This window comes from Streptomyces sp. NPDC079141 (assembly GCF_040686775.1).
Taxonomy (GTDB): domain Bacteria; phylum Actinomycetota; class Actinomycetes; order Streptomycetales; family Streptomycetaceae; genus Streptomyces.
This window is the reverse complement of record NZ_JBFBLP010000017.1, coordinates 145,537-170,753: the sequence shown is the minus strand read 5'-3', so window position 1 is coordinate 170,753 and position 25,217 is coordinate 145,537. Positions and strand designations below refer to the sequence as shown.

General features: G+C 71.3%; 22 protein-coding genes. 11 read left to right on the top strand and 11 right to left on the bottom strand.

Annotated elements, in window-relative coordinates:
• Nucleotides 1–9 precede the first annotated feature (9 nt).
• The 4 genes from AB0Q90_RS34355 (at nt 10) to serA (ending at nt 5,340) form a co-directional block, all read left to right on the top strand.
• Nucleotides 10–1,860, top strand: coding sequence for an acetolactate synthase large subunit (locus AB0Q90_RS34355; protein WP_363162444.1), 1,851 nt, complete (start codon nt 10–12; stop codon nt 1,858–1,860).
• 19 nt (nt 1,861–1,879) lie between these two features.
• On the top strand, nt 1,880–2,404 hold the full coding sequence (gene ilvN, locus AB0Q90_RS34350; RefSeq protein WP_363162443.1) for an acetolactate synthase small subunit: 525 nt from the start codon (nt 1,880–1,882) through the stop codon (nt 2,402–2,404).
• 118 nt (nt 2,405–2,522) lie between these two features.
• Complete coding sequence (gene ilvC / locus AB0Q90_RS34345; RefSeq protein ID WP_363162442.1) at nt 2,523–3,521, top strand: ketol-acid reductoisomerase; 999 nt, start codon at nt 2,523–2,525, stop codon at nt 3,519–3,521.
• A 229-nt stretch (nt 3,522–3,750) separates the two neighbouring features.
• Complete coding sequence (gene serA / locus AB0Q90_RS34340; RefSeq protein ID WP_363162441.1) at nt 3,751–5,340, top strand: phosphoglycerate dehydrogenase; 1,590 nt, start codon at nt 3,751–3,753, stop codon at nt 5,338–5,340.
• A gap of 122 nt (nt 5,341–5,462) precedes the next feature.
• Here the strand turns inward: serA and AB0Q90_RS34335 are convergent, their stop codons facing one another.
• Entirely contained in the window at nt 5,463–6,989 is a 1,527-nt protein-coding gene (locus tag AB0Q90_RS34335; RefSeq protein ID WP_363162440.1) for an MFS transporter, read from the bottom strand.
• Nucleotides 6,990–7,072: 83 nt separating this feature from the next.
• Here AB0Q90_RS34335 and AB0Q90_RS34330 point away from each other — a divergent pair, with 83 nt between their 5' ends.
• A complete protein-coding gene (locus tag AB0Q90_RS34330) occupies nt 7,073–7,648 on the top strand; it encodes a TetR/AcrR family transcriptional regulator (RefSeq protein WP_363162439.1) in 576 nt (191 codons plus the stop codon).
• Here AB0Q90_RS34330 and AB0Q90_RS34325 read toward each other — a convergent pair.
• The 7 genes from AB0Q90_RS34325 to AB0Q90_RS34295 form a co-directional block, all read right to left on the bottom strand.
• A complete protein-coding gene (locus AB0Q90_RS34325; protein ID WP_363162438.1) occupies nt 7,602–8,312 on the bottom strand; it encodes a dipeptide/oligopeptide/nickel ABC transporter ATP-binding protein in 711 nt (236 codons plus the stop codon). The two genes, AB0Q90_RS34330 and AB0Q90_RS34325, sit on opposite strands and share 47 nt — an antisense overlap.
• Nucleotides 8,309–9,229 carry an ABC transporter ATP-binding protein gene (locus AB0Q90_RS34320; RefSeq protein WP_363162437.1) on the bottom strand — a complete coding sequence of 307 codons (921 nt, stop codon included), beginning with the start codon at nt 9,227–9,229 and terminating at the stop codon, nt 8,309–8,311. Before AB0Q90_RS34320 ends, AB0Q90_RS34325 begins: the two co-directional genes overlap by 4 nt.
• A 67-nt stretch (nt 9,230–9,296) precedes the next feature.
• Nucleotides 9,297–11,048: an ABC transporter permease subunit gene (locus AB0Q90_RS34315; protein ID WP_363162436.1), complete on the bottom strand. Its 1,752-nt coding sequence runs from the start codon at nt 11,046–11,048 to the stop codon at nt 9,297–9,299.
• Nucleotides 11,045–12,529, bottom strand: a complete 1,485-nt coding sequence (locus AB0Q90_RS34310) for an ABC transporter substrate-binding protein (RefSeq protein WP_363162435.1) — start codon at nt 12,527–12,529, stop codon at nt 11,045–11,047. The genes AB0Q90_RS34315 and AB0Q90_RS34310 overlap by 4 nt, the downstream gene beginning before the upstream one ends.
• A gap of 148 nt (nt 12,530–12,677) precedes the next feature.
• Nucleotides 12,678–14,612, bottom strand: coding sequence for a collagenase (locus AB0Q90_RS34305; protein WP_363162434.1), 1,935 nt, complete (start codon nt 14,610–14,612; stop codon nt 12,678–12,680).
• A 196-nt stretch (nt 14,613–14,808) separates the two neighbouring features.
• The gene (locus AB0Q90_RS34300; protein ID WP_363162433.1) at nt 14,809–15,747 is read right to left on the bottom strand and encodes a LysR family transcriptional regulator; all 939 of its coding nucleotides are present in this window, start codon (nt 15,745–15,747) and stop codon (nt 14,809–14,811) included.
• A gap of 50 nt (nt 15,748–15,797) precedes the next feature.
• Nucleotides 15,798–16,985, bottom strand: coding sequence for a helix-turn-helix domain-containing protein (locus AB0Q90_RS34295; RefSeq protein ID WP_363162432.1), 1,188 nt, complete (start codon nt 16,983–16,985; stop codon nt 15,798–15,800).
• Between the two features lie 163 nt (nt 16,986–17,148).
• Here AB0Q90_RS34295 and AB0Q90_RS34290 point away from each other — a divergent pair, with 163 nt between their 5' ends.
• Genes AB0Q90_RS34290 through AB0Q90_RS34280 form a run of 3 tightly spaced genes read left to right on the top strand, consistent with a single transcriptional unit; the run spans nt 17,149 to nt 20,135 of the window.
• Nucleotides 17,149–18,075 (top strand): proline dehydrogenase family protein, encoded by a 927-nt coding sequence (locus AB0Q90_RS34290; protein ID WP_363162431.1) that lies wholly within the window; start codon nt 17,149–17,151, stop codon nt 18,073–18,075.
• Between the two features lie 40 nt (nt 18,076–18,115).
• Nucleotides 18,116–19,747, top strand: coding sequence for an L-glutamate gamma-semialdehyde dehydrogenase (gene pruA, locus AB0Q90_RS34285; protein WP_363162430.1), 1,632 nt, complete (start codon nt 18,116–18,118; stop codon nt 19,745–19,747).
• Between the two features lie 49 nt (nt 19,748–19,796).
• Complete coding sequence (locus AB0Q90_RS34280) at nt 19,797–20,135, top strand: alpha/beta hydrolase (RefSeq protein WP_363162429.1); 339 nt, start codon at nt 19,797–19,799, stop codon at nt 20,133–20,135.
• Here the strand turns inward: AB0Q90_RS34280 and AB0Q90_RS34275 are convergent.
• Both AB0Q90_RS34275 and AB0Q90_RS34270 read right to left on the bottom strand, forming a co-directional pair.
• Nucleotides 20,132–20,338 (bottom strand): DUF5988 family protein, encoded by a 207-nt coding sequence (locus tag AB0Q90_RS34275; protein ID WP_363162428.1) that lies wholly within the window; start codon nt 20,336–20,338, stop codon nt 20,132–20,134. The genes AB0Q90_RS34280 and AB0Q90_RS34275 overlap by 4 nt on opposite strands.
• A 45-nt stretch (nt 20,339–20,383) precedes the next feature.
• Complete coding sequence (locus AB0Q90_RS34270; protein WP_363162427.1) at nt 20,384–21,277, bottom strand: alpha/beta fold hydrolase; 894 nt, start codon at nt 21,275–21,277, stop codon at nt 20,384–20,386.
• 134 nt (nt 21,278–21,411) lie between these two features.
• On the opposite strand from AB0Q90_RS34270, the gene AB0Q90_RS34265 reads away from it, so the two are divergent.
• Together AB0Q90_RS34265 and AB0Q90_RS34260 are read left to right on the top strand one after the other, a co-directional pair.
• Nucleotides 21,412–21,801, top strand: a complete 390-nt coding sequence (locus AB0Q90_RS34265) for a hypothetical protein (RefSeq protein ID WP_363162426.1) — start codon at nt 21,412–21,414, stop codon at nt 21,799–21,801.
• Between the two features lie 267 nt (nt 21,802–22,068).
• A complete protein-coding gene (locus AB0Q90_RS34260; RefSeq protein WP_363162425.1) occupies nt 22,069–22,209 on the top strand; it encodes a hypothetical protein in 141 nt (46 codons plus the stop codon).
• A 44-nt stretch (nt 22,210–22,253) separates the two neighbouring features.
• Here AB0Q90_RS34260 and AB0Q90_RS34255 read toward each other — a convergent pair whose 3' ends face one another.
• Entirely contained in the window at nt 22,254–23,810 is a 1,557-nt protein-coding gene (locus AB0Q90_RS34255) for a metallophosphoesterase family protein (RefSeq protein WP_363162424.1), read from the bottom strand.
• Nucleotides 23,811–23,951: 141 nt separating this feature from the next.
• Between AB0Q90_RS34255 and AB0Q90_RS34250 the strand changes: the two genes are divergently transcribed.
• Nucleotides 23,952–24,995: a 3-isopropylmalate dehydrogenase gene (locus AB0Q90_RS34250; RefSeq protein ID WP_363162423.1), complete on the top strand. Its 1,044-nt coding sequence runs from the start codon at nt 23,952–23,954 to the stop codon at nt 24,993–24,995.
• The last annotated feature ends 222 nt before the right edge of the window (nt 24,996–25,217 follow it).

Here is a 25,217-nt window from a genome sequence, read left to right as displayed (position 1 = left end):
AGAATGCCGATGACCGAGCAGGCCACCGGGGCCCATCATCCGCAGCCGCGGCCCCGATCCGGAGGACAGCAGTCCGCGCCCGAGCACGTCACGGGTGCGAAGTCCCTCATCCGCTCCCTTGAGGAGGTCGGCGCCGACACGGTATTCGGGATTCCCGGCGGTGCGATCCTTCCGGCGTACGACCCGCTGATGGACTCCACCAAGGTCCGCCACGTCCTGGTCCGACACGAGCAGGGCGCCGGCCACGCCGCCACCGGTTACGCGCAGGCCACCGGCCGCGTCGGTGTCTGCATGGCGACCTCCGGCCCCGGCGCCACCAACCTGGTGACCCCGATCGCGGACGCCCACATGGACTCCGTGCCGCTGGTCGCGATCACCGGCCAGGTCGCCTCCAAGGCGATCGGCACGGACGCCTTCCAGGAGGCGGACATCGTCGGCATCACCATGCCGATCACCAAGCACAACTTCCTGGTCACCAAGGCCGAGGACATCCCGCGGGTGATCGCGCAGGCGTTCCACATCGCCTCCACCGGCCGCCCCGGCCCGGTCCTGGTCGACATCGCCAAGGACGCCCTCCAGGCGCAGACCACCTTCTCCTGGCCGCCCACCATGGACCTGCCCGGCTACCGCCCGGTGACCAAGCCGCACGCCAAGCAGATCCGCGAGGCCGCCAAGCTGATCACCGCCGCCAAGCGGCCGATCCTCTACGTCGGCGGCGGCGTCCTCAAGGCGCAGGCGACGGCCGAGCTGAAGGTGCTCGCCGAGCTGACCGGCGCGCCCGTCACCACCACGCTGATGGCGCTCGGCGCGTTCCCCGACACCCACCCCCAGCACCTGGGCATGCCCGGCATGCACGGCTCGGTGGCCGCCGTCACCGGTCTGCAGAAGGCCGACCTGATCGTCGCCCTCGGCGCCCGCTTCGACGACCGCGTCACCGGCAAGCTGGACAGCTTCGCCCCGTACGCCAAGATCGTGCACGCCGACATCGACCCGGCCGAGATCGGCAAGAACCGTGCCGCGGACGTGCCGATCGTGGGCGACGCCCGCGAGGTCATCGCCGATCTGATCCAGGCCGTGCAGAAGGAGCACAGCGAGGGCCACCAGGGCGACTACAGCGCCTGGTGGACCGACCTGAAGCGCTGGCGCGAGACCTACCCGCTCGGCTACGACCAGCCCGAGGACGGCTCGCTCTCCCCGCAGCAGGTCATCGAGCGCATCGGTCAACTCGCCCCCGAGGGCACGATCTTCGCGGCGGGCGTCGGCCAGCACCAGATGTGGGCCGCGCACTTCATCCAGTACGAGAAGCCCGCCACCTGGCTGAACTCCGGCGGCGCCGGAACGATGGGCTACGCGGTCCCGGCCGCGATGGGAGCCAAGGCCGGCGCCCCCGACAAGGCCGTCTGGGCGATCGACGGTGACGGCTGCTTCCAGATGACCAATCAGGAGCTCACCACCTGCGCCCTGAACAACATCCCGATCAAGGTCGCCATCATCAACAACGGCGCCCTCGGGATGGTCCGCCAGTGGCAGACCCTCTTCTACAACCAGCGCTACTCCAACACCGTGCTGCACTCCGGCCCGGAGGCGGACGGCAAGCAGCCGAGCGCCGGCACCCGCGTCCCCGACTTCGTCAAGCTGTCGGAGGCCATGGGCTGTTACGCGATCCGCTGCGAGGACCCGGCCGACCTCGACAAGGTCATCGAAGAGGCGAACTCGATCAACGACCGCCCGGTCGTCATCGACTTCATCGTCCACGAGGACGCCATGGTGTGGCCGATGGTCGCCGCCGGCACCTCCAACGACGAGATCATGGCCGCCCGGGACGTCCGCCCGGACTTCGGCGACAACGAAGACGACTGAGCGAGAGAGACGTAGAGAAATGTCCAAGCACACGCTCTCGGTCCTGGTGGAGAACACGCCGGGCATCCTGGCCCGGATCGCCGCCCTGTTCTCCCGCCGCGGCTTCAACATCGACTCGCTCGCGGTCGGCGTCACCGAGCACCCCGACATCTCCCGCATCACCATCGTGGTGAGCGTGGACGACCTGCCGCTGGAGCAGGTGACCAAGCAGCTCAACAAGCTCGTCAACGTGCTGAAGATCGTCGAGCTGGAGCCCGGTTCGGCCGTTCAGCGCGAACTCGTTCTGGTGAAGGTGCGCGCCGACAACGAGACGCGCTCCCAGATCATCGAGATCGTCCAGCTCTTCCGCGCCAAGACCGTCGACGTCTCCCCGGAGGCCGTCACGATCGAGGCCACCGGTGGCAGCGACAAGCTGGAGGCCATGCTCAAGATGCTGGAGCCGTTCGGCATCAAGGAGCTCGTCCAGTCCGGCACGATCGCGATCGGCCGTGGCGCCCGTTCGATCACGGACCGCTCGCTGCGCGCCCTCGACCGGTCGGCATAACGACGGATTCGGGCGGTCGGGGGACACCGGCCGCCCGTATACCGAGACCCCGAAACTTCCCTTCCCCCCGCCGTCATACGGTGGGACGCAACACCTGCACTCAAGGAGAGAACCCAAAGTGGCCGAGCTGTTCTACGACGCCGACGCCGACCTGTCCATCATCCAGGGCCGCAAGGTCGCGGTCATCGGTTACGGCAGCCAGGGCCACGCCCACGCGCTGTCGCTCCGTGACTCGGGTGTCGACGTGCGTGTCGGTCTGCACGAGGGCTCCAAGTCCAAGGCGAAGGCCGAGGAGCAGGGCCTGCGCGTGGTGACCCCGTCGGAGGCCGCCGCCGAGGCCGACGTCATCATGATCCTCGTCCCGGACCCGATCCAGGCCCAGGTCTACGAGGAGCACATCGCCCCGAACCTGAAGGACGGCGACGCGCTGTTCTTCGGCCACGGCTTCAACATCCGCTTCGGCTTCATCAAGCCCCCGGCCGGCGTGGACGTCTGCATGGTCGCCCCGAAGGGCCCGGGCCACCTGGTGCGCCGCCAGTACGAGGAGGGCCGCGGCGTTCCCTGCATCGCCGCCGTCGAGCAGGACGCCACCGGCAACGGCTTCGCGCTCGCCCTGTCCTACGCCAAGGGCATCGGCGGCACCCGCGCCGGCGTCATCAAGACCACCTTCACCGAGGAGACCGAGACCGACCTGTTCGGTGAGCAGGCCGTCCTCTGCGGTGGCACCGCCGCCCTGGTCAAGGCCGGTTTCGAGACGCTGACCGAGGCCGGCTACCAGCCGGAGATCGCGTACTTCGAGTGCCTGCACGAGCTGAAGCTGATCGTGGACCTCATGTACGAGGGCGGCCTGGAGAAGATGCGCTGGTCGATCTCCGAGACCGCCGAGTGGGGCGACTACGTCACCGGCCCGCGGATCATCACCGACGCCACCAAGGCGGAGATGAAGCAGGTCCTCGCGGAGATCCAGGACGGCACGTTCGCCCAGCAGTGGATGGACGAGTACCACGGCGGTCTGAAGAAGTACAACGAGTACAAGACGGCCGACTCCGAGCACCTGCTGGAGACCACGGGCAAGGAGCTGCGCAAGCTCATGAGCTGGGTCAACGAGGAGGCGTAAGCCTCAGGGTCACGGGGTCGGAGCGGTCGCTCCGGCCCCGTTGTCCACATCGTCCAGCCACGGACGAGTGATCCTTCCGCCGAGGCGTAAGAGGCCTCGGCTCGCAGCACTACACTGCTGCACAACATACGCGTCAGGCCCACAGCGTCGTGCGTCTTCCACGCGGCAAGCCCCTCCACCGCCTGCGGCCGTCGGGACGGCCGTCCGCATTGGACATGTGAGGACTCACGTGAGCTCGAAACCCGTCGTACTCATCGCTGAAGAGCTGTCGCCCGCGACTGTGGACGCCCTTGGTCCGGACTTCGAGATCCGGCACTGCAACGGCGCCGACCGGGCCGAGCTGCTGCCCGCCATCGCCGACGTGGACGCGATCCTGATCCGCTCCGCCACCAAGGTCGACGCCGAGGCGATCGCTGCCGCGAACAAGCTGAAGGTCGTCGCACGAGCCGGCGTCGGCCTGGACAACGTCGACGTCTCCGCCGCCACCAAGGCCGGCGTGATGGTCGTCAACGCCCCGACCTCCAACATCGTGACCGCCGCCGAGCTGGCCTGCGGTCTCCTCGTCGCCACCGCCCGGCACATCCCGCAGGCCAACGCCGCGCTGAAGAACGGCGAGTGGAAGCGCAGCAAGTACACGGGTGTGGAGCTGGCCGAGAAGACCCTCGGTGTCGTCGGCCTCGGCCGCATCGGCGCGCTGGTCGCCCAGCGCATGTCGGGCTTCGGCATGAAGGTCGTCGCCTACGACCCCTACATCCAGCCCGCTCGCGCCGCGCAGATGGGCGTCAAGGTGCTGTCGCTGGACGAGCTGCTCGAAGTCTCCGACTTCATCACCGTCCACCTGCCCAAGACCCCGGAGACCGTCGGCCTCATCGGCGACGAGGCGCTGCGCAAGGTCAAGCCGAGCGTGCGCATCGTCAACGCCGCGCGCGGTGGCATCGTCGACGAGGAGGCGCTGTACTCCGCCCTCAAGGAGGGCCGGGTCGCCGGTGCCGGTCTCGACGTGTACGCGAAGGAGCCCTGCACGGACTCCCCGCTCTTCGAGTTCGACCAGGTCGTCGCCACCCCGCACCTCGGTGCCTCCACCGACGAGGCGCAGGAGAAGGCCGGTATCGCCGTCGCGCGTTCCGTCCGGCTCGCGCTCGCCGGTGAGCTGGTCCCGGACGCGGTGAACGTCCAGGGCGGCGTCATCGCCGAGGACGTCAAGCCTGGCCTGCCGCTGGCCGAGCGCCTCGGCCGTATCTTCACCGCGCTCGCCGGTGAGGTCGCGGTCCGCCTCGACGTCGAGGTCTACGGCGAGATCACCCAGCATGACGTCAAGGTGCTCGAACTCTCCGCGCTCAAGGGCGTCTTCGAGGACGTCGTCGACGAGACGGTGTCCTACGTCAACGCCCCGCTGTTCGCCCAGGAGCGCGGTGTCGAGGTGCGGCTGACCACCAGCTCGGAGTCGGCCGACCACCGCAACGTCGTCACCGTGCGCGGCACGCTGTCGGGCGGCGAGGAGGTCGCGGTCTCCGGCACCCTGGCCGGCCCCAAGCACCTGCAGAAGATCGTCGCGGTCGGCGACTACGACGTCGACCTCGCGCTCGCCGACCACATGCTGGTCCTGCGCTACGAGGACCGCCCGGGTGTCGTCGGCACCGTCGGCCGCGTCCTCGGCGAGGCCGGCATCAACATCGCCGGTATGCAGGTCGCCCGCGCGGCGGCCGGTGGCGAGGCGCTGGCCGTCCTGACCGTGGACGACGCGGTGCCCTCCGGAGTGATGGCCGAGGTCGCCGCCGAGATCGGTGCCACGTCGGCGCGCGCGGTGAACCTGGTCTGAGGTCGGTATGCCCGGGGGCTGCCGCCCCCGGACCCCCGCTGCGGCCCTGAACGGGCCTCGTCCTCAAACGCCGGACGGGCTGAGTCGATCAGCCCGTCCGGCGTTTTGTGTGCCCGTGTGATTCAGACGGCGGCGGTCGCGTGTTCCGGCGTCTCCTCCGCCTTTCGCACCTCCACCCGCCGCAGTGCCACCGTCGCCAGCCCCGCCGCCCCCGCCAGCAGCAGCGCCCCCGCGATCGCCGCCCCCTGCATCCCGCTGGTGAACGCCTCCCGGGCCGCGGTCGCGAGGCCCGGTACCTGGTCGGCGACCGCCAGCGCCCCGCCGAGCGTCTCGCGGGCGGCGTCCGGTGCCGTGTCCGGCATCTCGTTCCGGTAGACGGCCGTACCGATGGAGCCCAGTACCGCCATGCCCAGCGCGCCGCCGAACTCCGTGCCGGTCTCCAGCAGGGAGGACGCGGAGCCCGCGCGCTCCACCGGGGCGGTGCCCAGCGCGAGGTCGGTGATCTGGGAGATGACCGTGACGATGCCGACGGCGAGCACGCCGCACGCGGTCAGGACGAGCCACAGCGAGTCCGTGCCGGCGAGGGCCAGCAGGCCGTAGCCGCAGGCGCCGATCAGGAATCCCGCGGTGACGACGTGGGCGCGGCTCACGCCCTTCTGCACCAGCTGGGCCGCCACCGGCGCCGCCGCCCCGATCGGCACCGAGGGGAGCAGTGCCCACAGGGCCGCCTCCAGCGCGCTCTTGTCGAGCACCGACTGCAGGTACTGCGTGGTGAAGAACGCCGAACCCATCATCCCGAAGGCCGAGACGAGGTTGAGGACCACCGCGGGGGCGAAGCCGCGGCCGCGGAACAGGGCGGGGGAGATCATCGGCGCGGCCGCCGTGCGCTGACGCTGGACGAACAGGGCCGCGAAGAGCAGGCCGACGGTGATCGAGACGACGTAGCGGACGTTCCAGCCCTCGGAGGGCAGCTCCTTGAGGCCGTAGATCACGGGGAGCACCGCGGCCATCGACAGCGGGACGCTCGGCCAGTCGAAGCGGCCGGGGGCGGGGTCCTTCGACTCGGGGAGCAGGACCGGGCCGAGGAGCAGCAGCAGGGCCATCGCGGGCAGGTTGACCAGGAAGACCGAGCCCCACCAGAAGTACTCGACCAGTACGCCGCTCATCACCGAACCGAGCGCGATTCCGGCCGTCATCACGCCGGACCACATCCCGATGGCCTTCGCGCGCTGACCGGGGTCCGTGAACATCGTGCGGATCAGGGCCATCGTCGAGGGCATCAGGGTCGCGCCGCCGATGCCGAGGACCGCGCGGGCCGCGATCAGGGTCTCGGCGCTGTTCGCGTACGCGGCCACCAGCGAGGCGGCGCCGAAGGCGGCCGCGCCGATCAGGAGCAGTCGGCGGCGGCCGATGCGGTCGCCCAGTGAGCCCATCGTCATCAGCAGGCCGGCCAGCACGAAGGCGTAGATGTCGAAGATCCACAGCTGCTGGGTGCCGCTCGGTGCCAGGTCCGCGCTGATGGCCGGGATGGCGAAGTAGAGGACGGAGACGTCCATCGAGACGAGCAGCAGCGGCAGCATCAGCACGGCGAAGGCGGTCCATTCGCGGCGCCCCGCGCGTGCGCCGACGGGGGTGGTGGGATTCGTCATGACGGCGACTGTACAAGCGTCTTAAACGCTTGTCTAGAACAGATGTATATGACGGCTGTATGGATCGGAGGTAGGCTGCGTGCATGGGACATCGCGAGGATCTGCTGGAGGGCGCCAAGCGCTGCCTGCTGCAGAAGGGGTTCGCGCGCACGACCGCGCGTGACGTCGTCAAGGAGTCGGGGACCAATCTGGCCTCGATCGGCTACCACTACGGTTCGAAGGACGCGCTGCTCGCGCAGGCGTATGTCGCGCTCGTGGAGGAGATGTCGGTCGTCTTCGACGCGGAGGGGGTGACCGGGGCACCCGGGTCGCTGGAGCGGTTCCGGCAGGTCTGGGACAACGTCATCTCGACCATGCGGGAGCCCGGTTCGCTGTGGCGGCTGAGCGTGGAGATCGTGGCCATGGGCGACCAGCTGCCCGAACTGCGCGAACACCTCGCGCGGGCGCAGCGCGAGGCGGCCCGGGGCATCGTCACGATCTTCCACGGCGGGCGGGAGGAGGACGTCGCCGAGGGGACCGTGGACACCCTCGGCGGCTTCTACACCACGCTGATGATGGGTCTGATGATGCAGTGGACCTTCGACCCGAAGGGCGCGCCCGAGGCCGACCGGCTCACAGAGGGGCTGCGACAGGTGATCGAGGCGGCGGCGGAGCACTGACCCGCCCCTCGCGCATCTCCAGCACCCGGTCCGCGAAGTGCCGTACGACGGCCCGGTCGTGGCAGATGAACAGATAGCCGAGGCCCAGGTCGTCCTGGAGGTCGGCGAGCAGGTTCAGCACGCCGGCCCGGACCGAGGGGTCGAGCGCGGAGACCGGCTCGTCGAGGACGAGCAGGCGCGGCTCCGAGGCCAGTGCGCGGGCGATCCCGGCGCGCTGGCACTGGCCGCCGGACAGCTCGTGCGGGAAGCGGTCGCCGTAGGAGGCGTCCAGGCCGACCCGGTCGAGGAGTTCGGCGACCCGGGCCGGGCCGTCGGCCGTCCAGCGGCCCTGCACCTTCAGCGGTTCCGCCACCGCGTCGCGGATGCGGTGGCGGGGGTTGAGGGAGCCGTAGGGGTCCTGGAAGACCGGTTGCATACGGGGGCGGAGCGGGCGCAGTTCGCGTTCGGTGAGGCGGGTCAACTCCCGGCCCACGAAACGGACTTCGCCCGCGTCCGGGCGGCGCAACTGGAGTACGGCGAGGGCGGTGGACGACTTGCCGCAGCCGCTCGGGCCGTTGAGGGCGAGGGTCTCGCCCTCGCGCAGCGAGAAGGAGACGCCGTCGACGGCGGTGGCCGGGCCGTAGCGGACCACGAGGTCGCGGACGTCGAGAAGAGGGGTGCTCACACTTTCTCCCAGTGGTGGCAGGAGACCAGCCGTCCGTCCGCCTGCCGCGGCTCCGGCTCCTCGCGCTGGCACAGGTCCGTGGCGAGCCGGCAGCGCGGGGCGAAGGCGCAGCCCGGCGGGAGTGCGTCCGGGGCCGGGGGAGTGCCGGGCAGGGCGATGAGGCGGCGGCCGCGGGCGTGCTGCGGGAGCGAGGCCAGCAGGCCCGCGGTGTACGGGGCCCAGGGGCGGCTCAACACCAGTTCTGCCGGGCCGAGTTCGGTCAGTCGGCCGGCGTACATGACCAGCGCTCGGTCCGCGTGCGCCCGTACCGCGTCCAGATCGTGGGTGACCAGAACGAGCGCGGCGCCGAGCGCCTCCACCTGCTCGGCGAGCATGCGCAGCACCTGATCGCGGCGCTCCTCGTCGAGCGCGGTGGTGGGTTCGTCGGCGACCAGCACCTCGGGCTCGTTGACCGTGGCCATCGCGATGACCGCCCGCTGCCGCATGCCGCCGGAGAACTCGTGCGGGTAGGCGCGCGCCGCACGGGCGGCGTCGGGGATGCCCACCCGGTCCAGGGCGGCGACCGCCCGCGCCCGGGCCTCCTTGCCGGAGACGCGGGCCACCGACCGTACGGCGGCGGCGAGTTGGTCGCCGACGCGGTGCACGGGGGACAGGGCGGACAGGGCGTCCTGCGGGACCAGCGCGATCCGGCGTCCGCGCCCGTCCGAGAGGTCCGGCCGGATACTCCCGCTCGTCGTCGCTCCGCGCGGCACCATCCCCAGCAGGGCCCGCGCGGTGAGGGACTTGCCCGCCCCCGACTCACCGACGAGCGCGAGCACTTCACGCGCCCGCACGTCGAAGGACACCCCGCGCACGGCCTCGGCGCCGCCGAAGGCGATCCGCAGGTCGCGGACGGTGAGCAGCGCTTCGGGCTTCAACGGGGCCTCCTTGTTTCTGCCGTGCGTGTATGCCGTTGTCGACTCGCGGGCTTGGCGCGGCCGCGCTTCAGGCCTCAACGAGGGCCTCCTTCCTTCTGACGCGGGTGCCGCGCGTGCCGCCAGGGGCTCGTCGGCCCTGTGCGTAGGCGGCCGCCGACACCGCGAGGCCGGCCAGGAGGGCCAGGGCGACCGCCGGGGCGAGGGCCGCCCAGGGGGCGCGTTCGACGTAGGCGCGGGACTCGTCCAGGAGCAGGCCCCACTCCGGGGCGGGCGGCTGGGCGCCCAGGCCGAGGAAGCCCAGGGAGGCCAGGGCGAGGGCGATGCCGGGGAGGCGGAGGAGGGCGTGGCGGGCGACCGGCGCGGCCACCGACGGCAGGACGTGCCGGGTCAGGATCCACAACGGCGGTGCCCCGATGGCTCGTTGGGCCGTCAGAAACGCCGATGCGCGTACCTCCTGCACCAGCGCCGCCGTGTGCGCGGCCAGCGGCGGCCAGGAGATGAGGGCCACGGCGAGAGCCGCCCCGCCGGTGCCGGGCCCGGCGGTCGCGGCGACCAGGATGCCGACGATCACCGGCGGCAGCGCGTTGGCGATGTCGGAGGCGCCCGCCGCGACTCCGGGCAGGAAGCCCAGCGCCAGCCCCACCAGAAGACTGAGCAGGCATACGGCGGCCGCCGTGCCGACCGTCGACGCGGCACCGTGGCCGAGCCGGGCGAGGACGTCACGGCCCAGGCCGTCCGTGCCGAGCGGATGCGCCCACGAGGGGGCGGCCAGCCGGGCGGCGGTGTTCACGGCGTACGGGTCGCGCAGCAGACCCCAGCCGATGGTCACGGCGAGGACGGTGAACAGGGTCAACGGGATCGCGGGAGGTGTACGGACCGGTCGGGGCGGCGGCAGCGCGAGCCCGGCGTCGCGCAGGGCGGGGCCCAGCAGACGGCGCCGCAGCAGCGCGGCCAGCGCGCCGGTGACCAGGCCGAGGAGCAGCAGGGCGAGGACCGAGGCCTGGAGCAGCGGCAGGTCCTGCGACTTGGCCGCGCCGAGCGCGGTGCGGCCGATGCCGGGCACCGCGAACACCGTCTCCACGGCGACCGCGCCACCGGTCAGTCCGACGGCCGCCATGCCGAACTGCGGGACCAGCGGCGGCAGTACGCGCTTCAGCGCCGCGCCGGCGATCAGGCGACGGCTCACTCCGGCGCCCCGCCACAGCTCCACCCACCGCTCGTCGAGCACGGCCGGCAGCGCGTCCGCGACCAGCCGGCCGAGCAGACCGCCCCCCGGGACACCGAGGGCGAGCGCGGGCAGGACGAGGTACTCGGGCCCGGCCCAGCCGGAGGTCGGCAGCCAGCCCAGCCACACCCCGCACACCAGCAACGCGACGGTGGCCAGCAGGAATTCGGGCACGGCCGCCAGCATCGCGGCGAACGTCCCGGCCGTGCCCCGCCCCCGGACCAGGACCGGCGCCACCAGCGCGACGGCGACCAGCGCCGCCACGACGAGCGCCGCGCCCATCAGCCCCAGCGACACCTGGAGCCCGGCCGTCACCGACGGCAGCACCTCGGTACCCGACACCCAGGAGGTGCCGAGCTCCCCGTGCAGCAGATCACCGGCCCAGCTCCGCAGCAGCGCCAGGGGCCCGGCATCCAGCCCGAGGTCCCGTCGTACGGCGTCCAGGGCTTCCTCGGTCGGCTCCTGCTCGGCGGAGCGGGCGCGCAGGACCGTGAGCGCCGGGTCCCTGCCGGACAGCCAGGGCAGCAGGCCGACGGCGGCCAGGACCGCGAGGAGACAGCAGGCCCGGGTCAACCCGGCGGCGGTCGGCCTCACTTGACGTAGGTGTCGGTGGTGACCAGTTCGCGCTCGCGCGGGTCGTGCGCGGCGTCGACGACATTGGCGGCGTCGCCCTGGATCACGCGCTCGTGCAGCATCGGGATCGCGGCGTCCGTGGCGAGGACCGCGGCCTCGGCCGCCATGACGGCCTTGCGGCGGGCGTCGCCGGCCGCGGTCTCGCCGGCCTTCGTCAGCACCCGGTCCACGGACGTGTCCGCGAGCTGGGAGATGTTGAAGGAGCCGGCGGAGGCGAAGTCGCTGTAGAGGTAGGCGGCCGGGTCGCCGGAGTCGAGGACGGTGGCGCGGGACAGGATGAACGCGTCGAACTCGCCGGCCAGCGCGTCGGACTCGATGTTGGCGTACTCGCGGACCTCCAGCTTCACCGTGAACCCGGCCTTCTGGAGCTGCTGCTGGAGCGCGGCGGCGACCTCGGGCAGCTCGGCGCGGTCGGTGAAGGTGCCGATGGTGACCGTCCGGCCGTCGGCCTTCTTCGCCGCGGCCCGCTTTACCTCGGTGCGCAGGTCGGCCGCCCACGGCAGGGCAGGTCCGAGCAGCCCCTCGGCGACATCGGCGCGACCCTCGTACACACCCTTCACGATCGACTCGGCGTCGATGGCCTCACGGGCGGCGGCGCGCAGGGAGGCGTCCTTGAAGGCGCCCTTCTCGGTGTTGAGGTACAGGGTGTTGGTGCGCGGCATCGGCACCTCGGTGATCAGGTCCTCGTCGAGCAGCGCGGCCTGCGACACCGGTACGGCCTCGACGATGTCGGCCTCGCCGCTGCGCAGGGCGGCGGCGCGGGCGGTGCCGTCGGGGACGAACCTCACGTCGATGCCGGGGGCCTTGGCCTTGCCGCCCCAGTAGTCGTCGTAGCGGTCGAGGGTGGCGGAGGTGGTGCCGCTCACCTCGGTCAGCTCGAAGGGGCCGGTGCCGGCGCCGACCGGGTTCACGGTCTTCCCCCGGTAGGCCTTGGCGGCCAGGATCGACAGCTGCGGGGAGCTCAGGCGCTGCGGGACCAGCGGGTCCTCGACGGCGGTGGTGACGGTGACCCGGTCGCCGTCGGCCTTCGCGGTCAGCTCCACGCCGTCGAGGATGCGGGGCTTGGGGGAGGCGGTGGCGGCGGTGGTGAGCGACCGTACGACGGCCTCGGCGGTGAGGTCCGTGCCGTCGTGGAAGGTGACGCCGTCGCGTATCTCGAAGGTCCAGGTCCTGCCGGACTGCTTCCACTCGGTCGCGAGCGCGGGCTCGGCGTCCCCTTCGGCGTCCAGCTTCACCAGCGTCTCGGCGGTCGACCAGCGCGACAGCTTGAACGCGTCGTCGGAGAGCGGCGTGAGGCCGGATCGCGGGGGCTGCATCATTGCCACGCGGATCCGCCCGCCGTCACCCTCCGCCTCCGTGGATCCGGAGAAGCAGCCGGTGAGCAGGGCCGAGGCCGCGGTGAGAGCGGTGAGGGGGAGCAGACGTCGGGCGGGCAGGCGCACGGAACCCTCCGGGTAAAGGGGTGGTCAAGAGAGCGGTTGCGCCGACCGTAACACGATGACAATCGTTTTCAGTAATCCGTCTCGCGCCCCGCACGACAACGCGGACCGGCTCGCGCGAGCCGGTCCGCGGTGCGGGTTACTCCCGAGGTCAGGCCGCCGGTCGCGCGCAGGCGCCCGAGGCGCAGGCGGTGAGCCAGGCGTCGAAGTCGGCGTCGTACGACGTGCCGATGCGGTCCGCGTAGACGGCGTGACCGCCCTCGTAGTCGCCCACGCGGAAGCGCGCGAGCACGGCGGCCACGTCGTCGGGGTGCCGTTCGAGCATGTAGCGCGCCGCGAGGTAGCCCCACGCGTAGGTGCGCGTCACGTCGCTGTTGGAGTACGTGTTCTGGAAGAGGGTGCTCAGCTTGTACGTGTGCTTCCCGGCCTCGGTGATCGCCTGCGGGTAGCTCAGGCCCCGGTAGCTGTAGGAGACGTACTCGGCGATCCCCTCGATCCACCACACGGTCGGCACCGAGATCTGCTGGCCGAAGTCGCCCTTCATGTCGTCACGGGCGTCAAGGTAGTGCGTGTACTCGTGGTTGAGGTTCCAGATCCGGGCCGTGAAGCCGTTGTCCTGCTCCTTCTGGTACATGATCGCGAGCGGCTTGTTGTCCGGGTCGGACGGGTCGCCTATGAGGGTCATGCCGCCGTTGTTCGTGTCGATGCCGAAGATCGTGCCGGCGTAGGTCTGGTAGTCGGTGCGGCTGGCGAACACCACGAGGTCCAGGGTGGATTCGTACTGGCCGGGGATCGGGCCGCCGCTCTTGACGACCTCCCGGAAGTACGGCTCCTGGCCCTGTACGTTCGCGCAGGTGGCGGTCAGTTGTGCGGCGGTCAGTGCCTGTGCCCTGATGGTGGTGGCGGTGTCGCAGGGGTGCGAGACGGGCAGGGCCGCCTTCAGGAGCTTGGCGCGCAGACCGCAGACGCCGTACCAGGAGCAGTGGTCCTTGTCGTAGTACTCCGCCTGGGAGGCCACCGCGACCCACAGCGGCGCGGTCCGGCCGGTGATGCGGGACGCCTGCAGCAGCGTCCGGAGCTGCGGCCGCACCGTCGCGCGCAGCGCCGGGTGCTCCACATGGCGTGCCAGGGTCGTACCGGCGTTGGAGACCAGGTAGGAGCGCTCGCCGCCCAGCATGCCGCGGTGCCGCAGGGCGAAGCGGAACAGGGCGTCGAGGACAGCCGGGTCGGCCGCGACCGCGCTGACATAGCCGGGGTTCCAGTTGCCGCGCCACAGCGGGGTGTGTACGGCGTTGACGGCGCCGAGCATGCTCGGGAACGCGTCGTAGGAGCTGTCGTAGCGGGACAGGAGCCGCCGGTACACCGGCAGATAGCGGGCCTGCTCGTCGGCGCTGTCGGTCAGCACGACCGCCTCGGCGAGGATGTCGCCGTTGCCGGAACTGACGTCCCTGGAATGCCGGTTGGCGAAGAAGGTGTCCAGGCCGCGCCGGGTGGCGCCGGCCAGCGCGGGGCCGTAACTCCCCACGTCCTCGGGGTGGTTGAACTGGACGTAGTAGCCCGCGCGCAGGAACAGCACGAGCTGCTGCACGGCGGTCGAGTTGTCCCCGGGGTAGCCCGCCGCCGAGCCGGCGAAGGCCTCGGCCACGGTGACCATTTGGCCCTCGCGGAAGATGTCGCGCGCGGTCCCGCCGCTGACGCCGAACAGCGTGTTGACGCAGGCGGTGCTCGCGGCGCGGACGGCCGTCACCAGATCTGTTCCGGTGCGGCCGGCGAAGTCGGCCGGGTCGCAGGCGGCGGCGTTCTGCCGTGTGCCGTGCGGTCGTTGGGGTGTGGCGAGCGGCGGAAGGCGGTCGGGGGTGAGCGGGCGGGACTGCCGGGCCGAGTGCTCGTCGGGGGCGGTCGGTGTGCCGGCCCGGGGTGCGGGACGGGGGTCGGGGGGTGCCGCCGCGGGTCGCGCGGCGGCCGGTGTTGCGGGTGCGGTCGTTGCCGGTGCGGCCGTGGCCGGGGTCGCCAGGAGTCCGGCCGCGGTGACGAAGGCGGCGAGGCCGCCGACGACACATCTGGGCAGGGTGAAGCGGTAACGCATCCGCGCTCCTTTGTGGGGGCTGCGCCTCGGGACGGTGAGGAGGCGCGAGTGCACCTTGGCAGGGCGCGGCGAAGCGAACAATGCGATGTGACATAGCACTTGGGGGTGGGACGCCATAACGCGGACGGCCGCTGCCGCTCTTCAAGGGCGCGCGGGGAACTGCGCGACCGGCCACGACGCAGGGCATGGCGGACGCTCAGCGCGACGCCCACGCCCGGAAGTGCTCGGCCTCGCCGATCAACGCCCGATGGGCGGCCGTTGCGCAGGAGAGCAACGTGTCCGCCACCGCGTCCGCCGGGCCGTCGCGACGCCAGGCCAGGACGTAGCGGCACCACAGGGGAGTGCCGGCCAGGGGTTTGACGAGGACCCCGGGGGCCGGGCGGAGGGTCGCCTGGACGACGGAGACGCCGACCCCGTCGGCGATCATGCGCTGCAACTGCTGTGGGTCGCCCAGGAATTCGTGCACGGTGGCGGGGGAGAACCCGGCCGCCCCGCACGCCGCGTAGAACACCCCCGGCCAGCCCGCCCCGTCGTCCGGCGTCAGGAACCACGCGTCCTCGGCCAGGTCGGCGAGCGTGACCTCCTGCGCCCGCCGCAGCCGGTGCCCGGCCGCGAGCGCGACGAACGACGGCTCGGTGGCGATGCCGCGAAGCGCCACGGCCGACGAGTGCCGCAGCTCAAGTCCGGGGTAGTCGGCGGCGATGCCCGCGTCCACCTCGCCCTTCTCCAGCAGTCCGACGATGTCCGAGGAGGCGTACACGCTGCTCACCGTGAGCGCGAGATCGGGCGCCCGGCCGCGCAGCCGGGCGAGCATGCCGGGCAGCACCGGCGAGTTGGTCGCGGCCACGCGCAGCGGCCGGACCGGGGGCGGGCCGTCGCAGGCGGGGCGGCGCCCGATCGCGGCCGCCCGGGCGAGCACGTCCCGGGCCTGCGCGAGCACCTCGGTGCCGTACGGCGTCAGCTCCACGCCCGTGGACCCCCGCTCGAACAGCCGCCGGCCGAAGTGCCGCTCCAGCCGCTGGAGTTGGGCACTCAGGGCGGGCTGCGAGTACCCGAGGTCCGCGGCGGCCCGGCTGATGGTCCCGGCGTCGGCGATCGCGCACAGCACCTTCAGGTGCCGAAGCTCCAGCTCCATGGCGCGGATCGTAGAGATCGCGGGCGGTGCCCGGGAAGGGCGCGGTCCGGCTACAGCCGCGTCCCCTTCAGCGCCATGTGCAGCAGCAGCCGGTCCTCGCCGTCGTCCAGGTCAAGGCCCGTCAGCTGCTCGACGCGGGACAGGCGGTAGTAGAGGGTCTGGCGGTGGATGCCCAGCTCGGCGGCCGTGCGGGCGGCCTGGCCGGCGCAGTCGAGGTAGACCTCGGCGGTGCGGGCGAGCTCGCGGTGGGCGGGGGACAGCAGGGGCGCCACCGCAGGGTCGTGCGCGGCCTCCGGGGACAGGGCGGTCAGCAGGCGGTACGGGCCGATGCGGGCCCACTCCGCGACGGGCCCGAACCGCGGCTCCGCCAGCGCCGCGCGCGCCGCCGCCGACGCCTCCCGCCAGGCCGCCCCCAGCTCCACCAGCCCGGACCGGGCCGCCGCGATGCCCGCCCCGCTGTCCCGGCCCGTCCGCTCCAGCAGCCGTCCCGCCGCGGTCGTCGCCGGGGTCAGGGAGTCCGGCGAGCGCAGCCGCACCAGCACGGCCAGGGACTGGGCCGTCGTCCCCCACGGCACCGTGCACAGCGCGGTCGCGTGCGGCACCGTACGCACCGAGGGCGCGTCGTCCGGGTCGGCCGACGGCCAGGGCGCCACGCACACGACCGTGTGCAGGGTGTCGGCGCGCGGGCCGAGGGCGGTGCGCAGCTCGGCGACGGCCATGTCCCGCTGCCAGTCGCGCTCGGCGGTGAGGACGGCCCGCAGCTCCCGGGTGAGGTCGGCGCCGTGCTGCGCCTCGTCCGCCAGCAGCGCGCCGATCCGGGCGGTGACGTCCATGGCCGCGGCCAGCTGCCGGTCGGTGGGGCCCGGATCGTCCTCCAGGAGCCAGACGTAGCCGAGGACGACACCCCGATGGCGTACCGGCAGACAGATACGGCCGCGGTAGACCCCCGCCTCCGGGGTGGGCGGGATACGGACGGGGCCGGTCGCGCGGGTGATGCCGAAGCCCTCGAACCAGGTACGCACGGCGGCGGTGGAGCGGCGGGTGAGGATCGAGCGGGTGCGCACCGGGTCCAGCGCCGACGCGTCCAGCTCGCCCTCGCTGTCGTACGCGCCGAAGGCGATCAGCTCGAAGTCCCGGCTCTCCAGCGTCGCGGGCACGCCCAGCAGCTCCGAGATCTCATCGACCAGCTCCTGATAGTCAGCCTTGTATTCGGGCGTCACACGGGCATTCTCCCTCATTTCCCGAGGGCGCTCATACATCTGTATGAGATCTGCGGCACGGATGCGTGACAGCTGTCGATAGCAGACGATCGGAGGGATCCTTAGGTTTCACGGTGGTTCTCCGTGCCGTACCCGAGTCGTTGGGTTACGGCCTGTTTCTGATGGTTTGTGGAGGTGCCCCGTGCTGGGTCCCGTGATTCTCGCCGCGTCGCGCAGCGACCGGATGCGACGTCTGGTCTCGGCGGCCCCGGTCACCAAGCAGGTCGTCGACCGCTTCATCCCCGGCGAGACCGTGGACGAGATCGTCCCGATCATCGAGGAGCTCACCGGCAACGGGCTGGAGCTGACCATGGACGTGGTCGGCGAGGACATCACCACCCCCGAGCAGGCCACCGCCGCCCGGGACGCCTACCTGGAGCTGATCGAGCGGATCAAGCCGCTCGGCCTCGGCGAGAAGGTGGAGATGTCCGTCAAGCTCTCGATGTTCGGCCAGGCGCTGGACGGCGGCCACGAGCTCGCCCTCGCCAACGTCCGCCCGGTCGTCGAGGCCGCCGCCGCCATCGGCACCACGGTCACCCTCGACGCGGAGGACCACACCACCCTCGACTCGATGTTCGCCATCCATGACGAGCTGCGGAAGGACTTCCCGCAGACCGGCTGCGTCATCCAGGCCTACCTCTTCCGCACCGAGGCCGACGCCCGCCGCCTCGCCGCGAACGGCAGCCGCGTACGGATCGTGAAGGGCGCGTACAAGGAGCCCGCCGAGGTCGCCTACCAGCAGAAGTCCGAGATCGACAAGGCGTACGTCCGGATCCTGCGGACTCTCATGGAGGGCGAGGGGTACCCGATGATCGGGTCCCACGACCCGCGCCTGATCACCATCGCCCAGGAGCTCGCCCGGCGCGCCGGGCGCAAGCTGGACGAGTACGAGTTCCAGATGCTGTACGGCATCCGCGGCGACGAGCACCTGCGCCTCGCCGCCGAGGGCCACCGTATGCGCGTCTACACGGCCTACGGCACCGACTGGTACGGCTACTTCATGCGCCGCCTCGCGGAGAAGCCGGCCAACCTCCGGTTTTTCCTCCGTTCCATGGTCAGCAAGGGCTGAGCCCGCACCACCCGCTCAAGTTCAAGGAGTTACGGATCTCATGGACGCTGTGACCCAGGTCCCCACCCCCGTCAACGAGCCGGTGCACGGCTACGCCCCCGGCTCGCCCGAGCGTGCCCGGCTGGAGGCCAAGCTGAAGGAGCTGGCCGACAACCCGATCGACCTGCCCTGCACCATCGGCGGTGAGCGCCGGATGGGCGGCGGCGAGGCCTTCCGGGTCGTCCAGCCGCACAACCACCAGTCCCTGCTCGGCACCTACCGCAACGCCACGCAGGCCGACGCGCAGGACGCCATCGACGCGGCCCTCGCCGCCGCCCCGGCCTGGCGCGCGATGTCCTTCGACGACCGCGCGGCGATCATCCTGCGCGCCGCCGAGCTGCTGGCCGGCCCGTGGCGCGAGACGCTGGCCGCCTCCACCATGCTCGGCCAGTCCAAGACCGCCCAGCAGGCCGAGATCGACACCCCCTGCGAGCTCGTCGACTTCTGGCGCTTCAACGTCGCCTACGCCCGCCAGATCCTGGCCGAGCAGCCCCCGGCCAACTCCCCGGGCGTGTGGAACCGGCTGGACCACCGCCCGCTGGAGGGCTTCGTCTACGCGATCACGCCGTTCAACTTCACGGCCATCGCGGGCAACCTGCCGACCGCGCCCGCGCTCATGGGCAACGTCGTCGTGTGGAAGCCGTCCCCGACCCAGACCCACGCCGCCGTGCTGCTGATGCAGCTGCTGGAGGAGGCCGGTCTGCCCAAGGGCGTCATCAACCTCGTCACCGGCGACGGCATCGAGGTCTCCAAGGTGGCTCTGGAGCACCGGGACCTTGCCGGCATCCACTTCACCGGCTCGACCAAGACCTTCCAGTACCTGTGGAAGACGGTCGGCACCAACATCGAGAAGTACCGCTCCTACCCGCGTCTGGTCGGCGAGACCGGCGGCAAGGACTTCGTGGTGGCCCACCCGTCGGCCGACCGCGCGGTGCTGAAGACGGCCCTGACCCGCGGTGCCTTCGAGTACCAGGGCCAGAAGTGCTCGGCCACTTCCCGGGCCTACATCCCCGCTTCGATCTGGAACTCCGGTTTCAAGGAGGAGTTCGCGGCCGAGGTCGACTACCTGACCATGGGTGACGTCACCGACCTGTCGAACTTCATCGGCGCGGTCATCGACGAGCGTGCCTTCGCCAAGAACAAGGCCGCGATCGACCGTGCGAAGGAGGACCCGACCTGCACGATCGTCGCGGGTGGTTCCTACGACGACTCGGTCGGCTACTTCGTCCGCCCGACCGTCGTCGAGTGCAGCGACCCGGAGAACGAGGTCTTCACGACCGAGTACTTCGGCCCGTTCCTCGCCGTGCACGTCTACGAGGACGACAAGTACGACGAGATGCTGGCCCAGATGGAGTCGGTGTCCGACTACGCCCTGACCGGCTCGGTCATCTCCGGTGACCGTGCGGCGGCGGCCCACACGATGGAGAAGCTGCGCTACGCGGCCGGCAACTTCTACATCAACGACAAGTCGACCGGCGCCGTCGTCGGCCAGCAGCCCTTCGGCGGCGGCCGGGCCTCCGGCACCAACGACAAGGCCGGTGCCCCGCAGAACCTGATGCGCTGGACGCTGACCCGCGCCATCAAGGAGACGCTGGTCGCGCCGACCGACTACGGGTACCCGCACATGGGCTGACGTTCCGTCAGACGCATTGAGGGGCCGGGCGGTTGCCCGGCCCCTTCGCGTGTCCGTGGAGGACCGGCCGGACCGGGAAGGGGCGCTGGAGCGCGCCGGGCGCATGGCCGACCCCTGGTTCCCGGTCAACTTCGCGTGCAACAAGGCCCTGAACGCTGAGACGCGACGCCCCTGGGGCACCCCGGAGCTGCACGCGGCCTGCCGGGCCCTGGACATCCCGGTCGTCGTCGACGGCGCCCGGGACATCCGGCCGCGCTCGGCGGTGGACTCCCTGGAGCGGGCCCTGCCGCGGGTTCGGCGGGTGGTCCTGCCGGGGGCGGGACATCTGCCGTGGGTGGAGGACCCGGCGGGGTTCCGGGAGGCGGTCGCGGCGGCGCTCGCGTCCTAGCCCGGCATTTCCGTCCTCTCCCACCACTCGTACACGGGGACCCTGCCCTCGGGCGTGTCCGCCTGGCGCGAGGTCGGCCTGAAGTGTTCGTAGCCGTTCCGGAGCTCGATCTTCACATCCGGGCCGGGGGTCGGGGGCGGGACGATCCGTTCGGGCAGGTCGTCCGGGCCGCCTTCGAGAAGGACTCTCTCCGTGTCGTTCATGACCTCTCCTCTCCCCTCACCACCACCGTAGTCCCGCGGGACGGATCAGTCGTGGGGACGAACGGCCCCGAGGTGCCGGCCGAGGAACCCCCGCATGATCCCGGCGATCTGCTCGACGTGCGTCTCCAGGGCGAAGTGGCCGGTCGGCAGGAGGTGGATCTCGGCCTTCGGCAGATCCCGCTGGTAGGCGAGGGCGCCGGCCGGGACGAAGATCTCGTCGTGGGCGCCCCAGACGGCGAGGAGGGGGACCTGGCTGGTGCGGAAGTACTCGTGGAAGGCCGGGTACAGGGCGAAGTTGGAGCCGTAGTCGGAGATCAGGTCGAGCTGGATCTCCGATTGTCCGGGGCGGGCCAGCAGCGCGGCGTCGTGCTCGTAGGCGTCGGGGCTGACCAGCGACGGGTCCGGAACCCCGTGCAGGTACTGCCACTTGATGCCGTCGAGCGTGTAGATCTCCCGCACGGGCGCCTCGGTCTCGGGGGTGCGCTCGGCGATGAGGGCCAGCACGGGCGCCCAGGCCTGCTCGCCGAGGCCTTCCTGGTAGGCGTTGCCGTTCTGCGTGACGATCGCGGTCACGCGCTCGGGGTGCGCGAGCGCCAGCCGCAGGCCGATCGGGGCGCCGTAGTCCTGGATGTAGAGGGCGTACTTCTTCAGGCCCAGCTGCTCGGTGAACTCGCCGGTGATGTCGGCCAGTTCGGCGAAGGTGTACGGGAATCCGGAGGCGTCCGGCGCGGCCGAGCGGCCGAAGCCGATGTGGTCGGGGGCGATCACCCGGTAGGTGTCCGCAAGCCGGGGGATCAGCTCACGGAACATGTGCGAACTGCTCGGGAAGCCGTGCAGAAGCAGCAGCACGGGGGCATCGGCGGGACCCGCCTCGCGGTAGTACACCGTGTGGCCGCGCACGTCGGTCGTGCGGTGGCGGACCTGGGAAACACTGGTCATGACACGCTCTCCCTAACCCCTCAAAGGTGCTTTGGTGGTGCGAGGTCAGTGCATCACGCCCTCATGTAACCGGTCAAGTGATGTTTGGGGGTTAGGTGGATCGGGGTGCTCACGGCCGACTAGCCTTCAGTGCCGTGTCGACCTTCGAACTCCTGCCCGGACAGGGCCTGGTTCTGCCCCGCGGTGCCGGCCGGCTGCTGTTCGGCATGAGTGAGCGGGAGGCGCAGTGGGCGGTGGCCACGCTCGCCGACGTCCGTGAGGCCTGGGTGTGCGGTGCGGAGTGGAGCTTCGGGGCCGCCTATGAAGGCGTCGAGCTGCTGGTCTGCGGGTCCGCCGACGGGGAGAGGCGGCTCGACTGGATGAGACTCGACTGCCTGGGACCGGGTGCCGTCCCCGTTGTCTGGCGGGGCGTCGACCTCTTCGGCCATGAGCGGTCCGAGGTGGAGCGGGCGTTGGGGGACGCCGACCGTACGGGCGTCAGGCTGGCGAGTTCCTCGGTGACGCTCACGGCGGATGCCGGCTGAGTCTGCCCGTCGGCTGCGTGAAACCCGCAGTTCAGCGCGGTGTGGCCCGCTGTGCCGTCTCAGATAGTAGGAAGTCCGAGTAATTGTGGAGACAGACAGGCTGTCCTCCCTTAGCTTTGTAGGAGCCGAACGTCTCGCTCGATCAAGCGAATGGCGGTCGTGAGCCGGGCCCCGTGCAGGCAACCCCTGCGGCACCGCTCCCCGCCCCACCCGGCGTCTCGAAACCCCCTTGTTGAACTCCCGGATTGTCAAAGGAGTCGATTCCTCATGGCCGAGACGACCGCCCGCCGTCGAGTCCGTCACATCTCCCGTACGAGCGAGTCCGACCGCAAGAACGCAGCCGCCGCCCTCCAGCGCGCCCTCGACCGCAGGGACAACGGCGGAGCGACCGGCCACCAGGCCGCGTAGCGCACCACGAACCGGGAGCCGCACCCGCGAGGTGCGGCGCGGACTCACCTCCCGCGCCGCACCTCGAAATGGTCGATGCGCTCACCGGACTGGGCCAGCGCCGACACCGTCAGCCGCGGCCTCGTTCCGCTCACCGCCTCCACCGAGAGGAACGAGAAGCCCCGGTAGCGCACCCGGGACCACTCCACGGTCTCCGCGTCGGACTGCCGGGACTTCGTCCACCGGAAGGTCTCGACGGACTCCCGCTCGCTCACATGGCCCTCGTAGCTCTCCGCCACGCCCGCCGGGAAGCCGTACAGCTCCTTGCCGCCGCCGCCCGCGGTGACATAGACGGTCCCGTCCCGCGTCGGATCCGTCGACGCGCCGATCGGCACCCGCCGGCCCACCTCGCCGCCCTTGATGGCGTCGGTCCGCTCGTACACGTGGTTGTGCCCGTTGATCACCAGGTCCACCTGGTGCTTCTCGAACAGCGGCAGCCACTCGTCGCGCACCCCGCCGTCGGAGGCGTGCGACGAGGTCGAGTACGCGCAGTGGTGGAAGAAGACGACCACGAAGTCGACCCCGGCGTCCGCCCGCAGTGCGGTGAGCCTCTCGTCCAGCCACGCCGTCTGCTTCCCGCCCGTGTGGCCGAGGTTGGCGGGGATCTCGTACGACACGTCGTTCGCGTCCAGCGCGACGAAGCCGACGTTGCCGTAGGTGAAGGCGTACACGCCCGGTGCCGTGCGCGGGTCGAAGCCGCTGTCCGGCAGGGACCAGCGCGCGAGCTGGCCGCCGTAGCCCTCGGGCGAGTACCAGGCCTCCATGTCGTGGTTGCCGGTCGTCACCATCCACGGCACCGACCGCGCGACCTCCTCGTTCTGCTTCAGGAACAGGTCCCAGAAGCCCGGGTCGTAGCCGTCCGTCTTCTCGCCCCGTCCCTTGACGTTGGCGTAGCAGATGTCGCCGGCGTGGAGGTGGAAGGCGGGGTTCTGGCGCAGCAGGACATGGTCGTTGGCGGCCGCGGCCTTGCTGACGCCCTGGTCGCCGAAGGCGGTGAAGACGAACTTCTCCGGGCTCGCCGGGGCGGTGCGGAAGGACGTGATCGTGGAGCGGCGGTCGGCCGCGGCCGGGTCGAAGCCGTCGTGGCCGACGCCGTAGTAGTACGTCGTGCCGGGCAGGAGGCCGTCCAGGGCCGCGTGCACGTAGTACTGGTCGAGAGCCAGGCGTACGCCCTTGACCCCGGGAGTGTGCAGCGCCCGCACCTCGGCCGCGGTCTTCCGGCCCAGTTCGTCGGGCCGGGTGCCGATCCGTACGTACGGCCTGCGCACCGCGAGCGGGACCTGCCACGAGACCCGCATCTGCGTCCTCGGGTCCGCGCCGAAGGCGAGATGGCGGCCGAAGGGAACGACGGCGGAGCCCGGCGCCTTCGTGGTCGCGGAGGCGGACGGCGTCGAGGTGGCCGTACCCGATGACGAGCACCCCGTCAGCAGTCCGCCCGCCACCGCGCCCGCAGTCACCAGCGTGCGGCGCCGGGTCAGCTTCGTGCGCAGGTACTCGTGCTGCTCGGCCATGCTCATACGGCGCGCGAGCTGCGGGGGAATGCCGACGTCGGGAAGGTCCATGCCGGTGAAGTTCCCAGCGAAGGCCAACGTCCGCCTCACGTACGGGTGAACGCCAGTCGAAGGGCTGACGCCCAGCGGCGCCCCGTGTCCGTATCGCGGACATGGCATGTCATCCCATGGGACGAGGAGTAGGGTGCCGACATGTCTCGCAGCATCAATCTCGCAGTGATCCCCGGTGACGGCATCGGGCAGGAAGTCGTGGCCGAAGGCCTGAAGGTCCTCTCCGCCGTCCTCCCGCAGGATGTGAAGCTGGAGACCAAGGAGTACGACTTCGGCGCCCGGCGCTACCACGCCACCGGTGAGACCCTCACCGACGCCGACGCCGAAGCCCTCAAGCAGCACGACGCCATCCTGCTGGGCGCGATCGGTGACCCGAGCGTCCCGTCCGGCGTCCTGGAGCGCGGCTTCCTGCTCAAGCTCCGCTTCCTCTTCGACCACCACGTCAACCTGCGTCCGTCGAAGCTCCTCCCGGGCGTCGCCACGCCGCTGGCCGGCGAGCCGTCCATCGACTTCGTCGTCGTCCGCGAGGGCACCGAGGGCCCGTACACCGGCAACGGCGGCACCATCCGCAAGGGCACCCCGCACGAGGTCGCCACCGAGGTCTCCGTCAACACGGCCTTCGGTGTCGAGCGCGTGGTCCGGGACGCCTTCGCCCGCGCCCAGGCCCGCCCCCGCAAGAAGCTCGCGCTGATCCACAAGAACAACGTGCTGGCGTTCGCCGGACACCTGTGGACCGGCGTCTTCAACAAGGTGGCCGAGGAGTTCCCGGACGTCACCACCGAGTACATGCACGTCGACGCGGCGACCATCTACCTGGTCACCCAGCCCGAGCGCTTCGACGTCATCGTCACCGACAACCTCTTCGGCGACATCATCACCGACCTCGCCGCGGCCGTCTCCGGCGGCATCGGCGTCGCCGCGAGCGGAAACATCAACCCGAGCGGCGAGTTCCCCTCGATGTTCGAGCCGGTCCACGGTTCCGCGCCCGACATCGCCGGCCAGGGCAAGGCCGACCCCACCGCCACGGTCCTGTCCGTCGCCCTGCTCCTGCGCCACCTGGGCTACGAGGCCGAGGCCGCCCGGATCGACGACGCGGTCGCCGCCGACCTCACCGAGCGCGCCGGCAAGCCCGCCCGCTCCACCTCGGAGATCGGCGACGCGCTCGCCGTACGCGTAGCCGGCTGACCCTGCCGCTACCGCAAGCCGCCGGGTCTCTCAAGTGCCCGGCGGCTTCCCCATGTCCCCCGCCGGGTGCCACCATCATCCTCTGGGCCGCATTCACGCCGTTTTCTTCCACGGCAGCCCGCGCGCGATAATCGAACGCGGAGCCGCGGAATGAGGGAATGCTCGGACGTCCTAACACTGGCCACTGGCAGTACGGGCGTGAGCGCGGCCCGTCACTACAAC

Excerpts from the sequence above, each read along its gene's own strand:
- AB0Q90_RS34355 (WP_363162444.1), top strand. The coding sequence starts at position 10 with ATGACCGAGCAGGCCACCGGGGCCCATCATCCGCAGCCGCGGCCCCGA.
- ilvN (WP_363162443.1), top strand. The coding sequence starts at position 1,880 with ATGTCCAAGCACACGCTCTCGGTCCTGGTGGAGAACACGCCGGGCATC.
- AB0Q90_RS34335 (WP_363162440.1), bottom strand. The coding sequence starts at position 6,989 with ATGACGAATCCCACCACCCCCGTCGGCGCACGCGCGGGGCGCCGCGAA.
- AB0Q90_RS34330 (WP_363162439.1), top strand. The coding sequence starts at position 7,073 with ATGGGACATCGCGAGGATCTGCTGGAGGGCGCCAAGCGCTGCCTGCTG.
- AB0Q90_RS34305 (WP_363162434.1), bottom strand. The coding sequence starts at position 14,612 with ATGCGTTACCGCTTCACCCTGCCCAGATGTGTCGTCGGCGGCCTCGCC.
- AB0Q90_RS34300 (WP_363162433.1), bottom strand. The coding sequence starts at position 15,747 with ATGGAGCTGGAGCTTCGGCACCTGAAGGTGCTGTGCGCGATCGCCGAC.
- AB0Q90_RS34295 (WP_363162432.1), bottom strand. The coding sequence starts at position 16,985 with ATGAGGGAGAATGCCCGTGTGACGCCCGAATACAAGGCTGACTATCAG.
- pruA (WP_363162430.1), top strand. The coding sequence starts at position 18,116 with ATGGACGCTGTGACCCAGGTCCCCACCCCCGTCAACGAGCCGGTGCAC.
- AB0Q90_RS34275 (WP_363162428.1), bottom strand. The coding sequence starts at position 20,338 with ATGAACGACACGGAGAGAGTCCTTCTCGAAGGCGGCCCGGACGACCTG.
- AB0Q90_RS34270 (WP_363162427.1), bottom strand. The coding sequence starts at position 21,277 with ATGACCAGTGTTTCCCAGGTCCGCCACCGCACGACCGACGTGCGCGGC.
- AB0Q90_RS34260 (WP_363162425.1), top strand. The coding sequence starts at position 22,069 with ATGGCCGAGACGACCGCCCGCCGTCGAGTCCGTCACATCTCCCGTACG.
- AB0Q90_RS34255 (WP_363162424.1), bottom strand. The coding sequence starts at position 23,810 with ATGGACCTTCCCGACGTCGGCATTCCCCCGCAGCTCGCGCGCCGTATG.
- AB0Q90_RS34250 (WP_363162423.1), top strand. The coding sequence starts at position 23,952 with ATGTCTCGCAGCATCAATCTCGCAGTGATCCCCGGTGACGGCATCGGG.